This is a genomic window from Piscicoccus intestinalis NBRC 104926, assembly GCF_001515525.1.
Lineage (GTDB): Bacteria > Actinomycetota > Actinomycetes > Actinomycetales > Dermatophilaceae > Kineosphaera > Kineosphaera intestinalis.
Map to the genome: position 1 here is coordinate 59,534 of NZ_BCNQ01000010.1, position 7,879 is coordinate 67,412.

Sequence of the window (7,879 nt, forward strand, 5' to 3'; positions counted from 1 at the left end):
GTTACCCCTCGGTCGAATGGCCGCCGTCGGTCAGCCGCGCGTGGGCGGTCTCGCGTTCGGCGTCGGTGAAGAGCGTCGCGAACTCTGGCCGCAGGACCACGCTTTCGACGGTCAGATCCAGCCGGTCACTCTGCCGCAGTGCCGTGAAACCGTCGGACACGACAGGCGCGGCCAGAAGCCTCTGCGCCGTGCCGAGCGCGCCGTACCGCTGCAGCATGTCGATGTACTGGGACGCGCGGTACCCGGTCTCCTTCAACGCGCGAACGTAGATGTCCCGCATCGCGCGCCCGAACCGCTCGCGAGCAACCGCTGGGTCCTGCTCACTGCCCGGGGCTGCGACGACGCCCGCGTTCACGGGTGTCCGGGGCGAGCTCTCGTCGACCGTCCCTGTCTCCCCCGCAGCCTCGCGGGCGCGGTTGTGGAGATACGCGCGCAGGGCGTCGACCGACGTGAAAACGTCGTAGCCGAGTTCCTCCATGTGCGCCATGCCGACCGGATCGGGGTCGATGTCCAGGACCACGGGGCTGCCCTGCCCGGCCTGCAGACCGTCCTTCCAGAAAAGTTCGGCGACTGCGACGGCCCGCCCAGTGACGGGCTCGACGATCTCCACGTCCACAGTCGGCTCGGCGAGGCCCATGGCCAGGCCTTCGTCGCGGAGGTCACGCACCCCCTCCATCTCGTCGTCCCCGCTCGTCGGGTCCAGTAAGGCGATCCGCGGCAGCGGCTCCTCCGTCGAGGGGAGGCCGGACTCGAGCAGGCCGTTGAGGAAGGCGTTCGCCGCGCGGGCAAGCAGGTCCCGGCGGGCCGTGAGGAACTGCGGGTAGCGCTCCAGGGTCCACAACGCGGGATCGGTCGGGATCCACTGGCTGGCGAGCGCGCCGGGGTGCCGGCGCTCGATGTCGGCCAGGTATTCCGCGGGGAGCCGCTTGCCGATGTCGAGGTTGGTCTGCTGCGTGAGGAAGCAGAAGTTGGCGACGGAGTTGACCTCGCCGCGACCGTAGCCTGCGTCGTAGAGCTGAGCCTTGGGGAAGATGTGGTGGACCTGCAGGCTCGAGAGGTGGCCGAGCATCTGCCTCTTCAGTTCGATGCCGTTGCCAAGGTCGCGGGCTCCGAGCACGCGGGTCATGAGGTAGAGCAGCGGGTAGAAGCGCGAGCCACGCCCGAAGGCGTAGAAGTCGTGGGCGCCGACCTGAAGGTTGCCTCCGCGCCACTGACGCAGGTCGGCGATGAGACCGTCGACTCCCTCCGCCTGCGCGGTCTCGTAGTCGCGGGCCAGGTAGGTCTCGGTCGAGCCGGTGAAACGGCCCCACAACCCGGTGTTGATGTACCAGTAGAGGAGCCGATCCTGCGTCGTGCGGTCGCCGAGGCCACCGGCGAGGTGCTGGAGCCGGGAGACGACGGGGATGGCGTAGCGGCCCATGAGGACGCGGTCGTGATCGAGGCCGAGGCGACCGGCGACGAGGTCGAGGAACCCGCCGACATACTTGGTCGACTCCCCGAGGGCAGCCGCGAACTGTTCGGTGCTGACCGCCTCCAGGGCGTCGAACTGGGCCCGGCCGGTGGCGACGGCCGTCACGTTGCGGAGTAGCCAGTCCAGGGAGAAGACGTATCCCGCGTCCTCCCAGGCCGCCAGATGCGCGCGCAGGGTCGTGCGCGCCTCGGGCCATTCGGCGCAGACCTTGGCGAGCGCCAGGTCACCCTTGGAGAGTTTGGTGCCTCCGGAGTTGACTTTGTTGAAGATGTCCACGACGTGATCGATCGTCATATCCGCGCCGGTGATCTTCTCCGCGTGGAAGTCGCGATCGAGGATGCCGCGCAGCCGGGTCAGCCGGGTGAGGTACGTCGCCAGGTGCGGGGCCGTGACCCGATCGGCGCTGAGACGGCCGATGTGCGCTTCGAGCCCCTCGCGGAAGAGCTCGGTGACGTCGATCCACAGGGGGTCTTCGCGCATCTTGGAGGCCGAGTAGAACTCGAAGACCTCCGACTCGAGGTTGAAGCGCAGGCCGGCGAACGCGCCCGCGTCACCCTCGAAGAATGCCGGCGGCCGGCCGCGCGCGACGCCGTACAGCGTGGTGATGCGCTGCTGCCCGTCGAGGAGCAGTTGCTTGACGCCGCCCGAGGTGTCGGCGTCGCCGCGAACGGCGCTCGCCATCGGCTCGGTCTCCCAGATGAGGAGGGCTCCGACGGGGTACCCACGGTAGAGCGAGCGCATGAGGCCGCGCACCTGGTCGCGGTTCCAGACGTAGCCGCGCTGGAACTCCGGGAGGAGCATGACGCCCGAGTCGACCTGGTCGAGGAGCGAGGAGACCTTGGTCATCGCGCCACCTCGAAGACCTTCATCACTTCGTCGCCGTAGTCGTTGATGACCTTGACCGCGATCTTGCCGCTGGGGGGTACGTCGAACGGGCGCGAGGTCGTCTCGTAGAGAGTCGCCCACGCGTCGGCATCGATGTCTGCCTTGAGTGCGGTCTTGAGCCGCTTGTAGGGGTCGCCGCCACCGGTGAAGTAGCAGTGCCGCACGAAGAAGGAGTCGCCGTTGTAGTCGGTGTCGATCATCCACAGGGCGATCTGGCCGGTGTCGTTGGAGCGGATCTCGCCCGTCGTCGGGTCGTAGACGTCGACGCCGCGCAGCTCGACGACGACCTGCCCCCTGTCGGTGCGGGTGAGGTCGATGTCGGGCTCCCCGAAGACCGTGAAGAGGTTGCCCGTGCCGGTCTTCTTGAGGTCCTCCCCCATGAGCAGGTCGACGTTCATGCGGACGAGGAGCAGCTTGATTCGGCCGAAGGAACGCTCGTCCGCGACGTGGGCGAAGCCGTCGCTCGTGGTGTCGACGGTGATCCCGTCCGCCTCGGTCACCTCGTTGGTGGACGCGTCGAAGGCGAATCCCAGCACGCACAGCAGGTCGATGTCGCCCGCGCGGATCGCCTCCCGTACGGCGTCGCGGCAGAAGCCCTGGCTGACTGTGCCGTACTGCGGGCCGATGGCGATGCCCACCCTCGTCTCGGTGGTGTCCGCATCCGCGCCGTCAGGCTCGCCTCGGCGGATGCCCACGGCCTGGATGTACGTGCCGGCGTAGGGCTCGACGGAGGTGAACTCGATGCGCTCCTGGCGCCGCCCGTTCTGCACCCCGGCGCGCTGGAGGTTCTCCAGGATCGACTGCTCGAAGTTGGGGGCGTCCGGCTGGGCTGCGCCCTGCTGCTCGCTGATCGACTCGCGGTGCTCTACGTCGGGGCCGCCCGCGAAGGCGAGCGAGCGGTGCGGGCTGAGGCTCTCCACCGTGAACGGTCCCGCGACCCGGACGACGCCCTTGTCCTCGTACGGCCGGTCGTAGAGCGTCTCGAAGTCCGCGTGCCGCTTGATGGCCGCGTCGATCTCCTCGCGGGTCATGCCCTCGACGATGTCGGGGTTGTTCGCGATGGACTTCAGGGTGATGTGCTGGACGCGCTCGTAGACGAAACCGTGCCGGATGTCGTTCGTCGACGGGCCGGTGGGCGCGTCGCCCTGGATCTCTCGCACCTTCCGCTTGCCCTTGTCGCTGTCGGCGAGGAGGTACATCGAGTACTTCGCACCCATCAGCCGCTGGCGTGCCAGTGCTAGCGCGACCCGCGACGTGTCGATGGTGATCCAGCGGCGACCCCACTGCTCGGCCACGTACGCCGTGGTGCCACTTCCGCACGTCGGATCGACCACGAGATCGCCGGGATCAGTGCACATTAACATGCATCGCTCGATGACTTTCGTGTTGGTCTGAACGACGAAGATCTTGGGATCGCCGAAGCCTGCTGTCGTGGTATCGTCCCAAAAGTTCGTGTAGCTGATAACTGGGAAGTCATCGAAATAGCGGACGTAATACAACGTACGAGCAGCCCCCGTCAGACGATTCGCGTGCTTCAGGCGCTCCATCCCAGACCGGTTCGTCTTCCACCCCCCCTTCTGCGGGACAAACGTTCCCTCGGGAATCTGAACAGGAAAAACTGTTGTCTGACCAACGCGCGTGGTTTGCGAAGTGGTCTGATCCCTTCTGAAAACACGACCCGGAGGATCCTGGGCACCTGACTGCTCTAGTCGCGTCATGCGTCGCCGCTCACCTGAGGCGAGCTCGACATTGGTGTAGGCAGTCCCTTCCTCTGAATACGACTTGAATTGGTACAGGCTGCGATATTTCACCGTGTCGATGGACCTGGCATACCAAATCACGAAATTGTTGGTGGCCGCCAAGACGTTGGTACCGCCAGCGAAGCTCCCTGCGCCGCTAGTAGTCTTGAAAGAAATGAGAGAGCAGAAGTTTTCGACGCCAAAGATTTCGTCCATCAGTGAGCGGACCAGATGGACGTTTTCGTCGCCGATCTGGACGAAGCAGCTCCCGCGCTCGGTGAGCAGCTCCCGGGCGACGAGGAGGCGATCGCGGAGGTACGAGAGGTAGGAGTGGATGCCCAGCTCCCACGTATCACGGAAGGCCTTGATCTGCTCGGCCTCGCGGGCCGCGTCCTGGAGCTTGCCGTCCTTGACATCGCGTTTCCGTGCGGAGGCCTGCCAGTTCGAGCCGAACTTGATGCCGTACGGCGGGTCGATGTAGATCATCTGGACCTTGCCGCGGAGGTCCTCGCGCTCGGCCAGCGAACCCATGACCTGCAGGGAGTCGCCGAGGATCATCCGGTTGGACCAGTTGGCGTCGTGCTTGTAGAACTCGAGGTTGTCGAGCTCGTCAAGCCCGTCGAAGCTCTCGAAGAGAGTCAGCTCGGGCTCGGGCTCGCCGGCATCCGCTGTGCGGCGCAGGTTCTCGATGAGGACTCGCGGGTCGATCTTCTCCTGGATGTAGATGGGTGGGGCGTCCGCGGTGAGCGTCCCGGCGTCGTCGATCGCGCGGGCCGATTCGTCGCCGTACTTGCCCCGCCAGACGAGCTGGGGGTCGAGCGACGTGTCCCGCGACACGAGGATCTGACGGGCGCTCTCGATCTCGGGCGTGACGAATTCCTGCGCGTCGGCCGTCGGCAGGTTGCTCCGCTTGTCGGCGTGCTGGATCGCCTCGACCGGGGTCGGCCCTTTCTGAATGGGCTTGCGGGGGCGGGGCGGCATCGTCAGCTCCTCGGGAGGTCGAGCAGGTCGGGGTCGCCGATGATCGGCTGGTCGGCGTACAGCGCCTCGATGGCTGCGTCGAGGTCGGCGGCAAGGTGCAGCGGGTTGTTCACCTCGACGTACCCCCAGCGGCCGAAGCCGCCGTGGTTGTTCACGGCCGCGCACCAGGAGTCGCGTGCGGTCGTGGCCTTCAGCTCCGGGAGCCCAGGGGTGAAGGCGCCCTTCTGACTGCCGGAGATCTCGACGACGAGGGTGCGCTCGACGACATCGTCCCGGCGCCTGAGCCGCACGAGGAAGTCTGGGACGTAGTCGTGGGTGCGCCCCTCGTGGACGTAGGGGATCGAGAAGCCGAGGTGGTCGTTCTTCGCGTAGGAGTACACTTGCGGCGAGTGCTCGCAGTACTCCTTGGCGAGCTGCTCCCACGTGTTGCCGCCGACGCCGTCGAGCACGACGTGGCTGATCTCGCTGCGGTCCGGCTGCGCGATGAGGGTCGCCTTGCGGGTCGGGAACGAGACGTTACCCGTCGAGCCGACTGGGTCGTACCGGCGCAGGATGGGGCGGATGCGGGCCCGTCGCTCGCCCTGCTGCATGTTGATGGCGGCGTAGAGGGCGTCCGCGGCGGCCGCCTCCCACGTCGCGTACTTGGCGAGGTAGCCCAGGCTGAACCCGGCCTCCACGTTCACGCCCCGATCGACCCATTCGGTCGAGACGCGCAGCAGGGCCGGGAAGAGCCACGGCCGCGGCTCGGCCTTCACGCCTCCGTCACCGATGTCCTCGCCGAGGGCGAAGTGGGTCTGGACGAGGCGCCGCGCGAGCCGGTACGCGACCGTGCGGGGCCGGACCGTGACCGCCTCGTCCGTGACCAGCTCGGGCTCACCGACGGCGGGGGCGACCTCGGTCCACGTCGGCACGGCTTGCCCCTTGCCGATGACGAAGGGGGGCAGATCGTCTGGGAGGTAGAGCTCCTCGTCCGGGATCTCGAGCCGGTAGCCCTCGACGTGCGGGAAGGTGATGCGCAGGTGTTCTCGGCCGGGCACCGTGTGGACAGCGACGGCCGGCGTGGGTGGCTTGGGCGGCCCCACTGGCTTGTCGGTCGGGATGAACGCGAAGGGGACGCCGTACACGTTCGCGTATTCGGCGTCGAATCGGCCGTATTCGTTCACGGCGTACGACCGGCGGCGCAAGCCACGCCCCACGACCTGCTCGCAGAGGAGTTGGGAGCGGAATGCTCGCACGCCGAGGATATGGGTGACCGTGTTCGCGTCCCAGCCCTCGGTGAGCATCGACACCGACACGACGCAGCGCACCTCGGCGCCGAGCTGGCCCTTCTTGCCGACGGTGTTCATGACCTCGCGGAGCAGGTCCTCGCCGGTGAGCGCGTTGACGTCAGCACCGGGATTGCGGAGGCGGGAGTCGGCCTTGAACGTCTCGATCTCCGTTGCGGCCGCGGCCTTGAAGTCGGCGCTGAGCGCCTCCCCCGACTCGAGCTGGGCGGAGTCGATGAGGATCGTCCTGGGGCGGCCGAGGGCGCGGTCGGCCACGATGTTGGAAAAGAGTTCCAGGCTGCCGGGGATACGCAGCGGCGTGTCGTTCTCGCGGGCTATCTCGCGGCCGGCGATCCAGTCGTAGATGAGCTTGGACGTCGCCGTGTTGGGACACACAACGATGAACACCGGCGGCGGCTCCTCCAGCGGCGCGAGCTCCTTCTCCCAGTACTCGAAGGCCGTGGTGTAGGACCGGTAGAGGCTGTGCAGGGCGGCTTCGAGTTCCACGGGGAGGACGGGCGTTTCGGCGAGCGCGGTGTTGGCGCGGCCCCGCTTGGGGAGCTTCTTCTCGACCGCAGACCAGAGGTTGCGGAAGGTGACGACGTCCCCGGCCGAGTTGTCGTCGACCGGCACCCGGGGCACCTTGACGATCCCGCACTCGATCGCATCCATGAGCGAGAAGTCGCTCACGGTCCACGGGAAGATGAACCCGTCCTTGTAGCCCGAGCCAGACAGGTAAAAGGGCGTGGCCGACAGGTCGTAGACCGTCTTGATGCCGACCTTCTCCGAGATCGCCCGCAGGCCCTTGAACCAGACGCGCGCGTCTTCGTTGCGCCGCTCGATCTCCTTCTTCTCGCTCTTGTCGCCCTCCTCGACGCCCTGCATCTGCGAGGCCAGGGTGATGGGCTTGTCCATGTAGCAGTGATGCGCCTCGTCGTTGAGCACAACGATCTCCCCCGGCTGACGACCCGTCCCGACGCCCCAACCGCGCAGGACGCGCGAGACCATGTCGGCCTCGGTCTCCTTGAACGGATCCTCCGTGGCGCCGCCGAGCAGGATCTTGCGGGTCATGGAGGCGACGCCGCGGATCTCCTTGCGGTCGCGGAGCAGGAACGCGTGGTAGTTGACGACGAGGATCTGCGCTTTGCCCAGGAGGCCGCGCAGGTCGGCGGGGACGATGCCGCGAGCGTCGTAGTAGTTGCCAGGATCGTTGGGCTGGAGGACGCGCAGCCGGTCGCGAATGGTGATGCCCGGCGCGACGACGAGGAAGCGCTTCGCGAAGCGGGCGTCGCTCGGCCTCACCACCTTGTTGAGGGTCTGCCAGGCGATGAGCATCGCCATGACGACGGTCTTGCCCGTGCCTGTGGCCATCTTGAGGGCGACGCGGGGCAGGCCCTCGTTGTGCTCGGCGTTCTGGTCGTCGAGTTCGGGCCGCCAGTCCCGGAATCCCGCGCGTCGACCGCTCACCTCGGCGAGGAATATGGCCGTTTCGACGGCCTCGCGCTGCGCGAAGAGGATGCGGTTGTCGCGCTGCGGGT

At 67.2% G+C, this 7,879-nt stretch carries 3 protein-coding genes; all 3 read right to left on the bottom strand.

Annotation, left to right across the window (positions count from 1 at the left end; genetic code table 11):
- Position 1: 1 nt before the first annotated feature.
- A complete protein-coding gene (locus PINTE_RS03485; RefSeq protein ID WP_068426290.1) occupies positions 2-2,317 on the bottom strand; it encodes a GmrSD restriction endonuclease domain-containing protein in 2,316 nt (771 codons plus the stop codon).
- A complete protein-coding gene (locus PINTE_RS03490) occupies positions 2,314-5,076 on the bottom strand; it encodes a site-specific DNA-methyltransferase (RefSeq protein WP_068426293.1) in 2,763 nt (920 codons plus the stop codon). Before PINTE_RS03490 ends, PINTE_RS03485 begins: the two co-directional genes overlap by 4 nt.
- Positions 5,077-5,078: 2 nt before the next feature.
- On the bottom strand, positions 5,079-7,879 hold a 2,801-nt coding region (locus PINTE_RS03495; RefSeq protein WP_068426294.1), incomplete at its 5' end, for a BPTD_3080 family restriction endonuclease.

Excerpts from the sequence above, each read along its gene's own strand:
- PINTE_RS03485 (WP_068426290.1), bottom strand. The coding sequence starts at position 2,317 with ATGACCAAGGTCTCCTCGCTCCTCGACCAGGTCGACTCGGGCGTCATG.
- PINTE_RS03490 (WP_068426293.1), bottom strand. The coding sequence starts at position 5,076 with ATGCCGCCCCGCCCCCGCAAGCCCATTCAGAAAGGGCCGACCCCGGTC.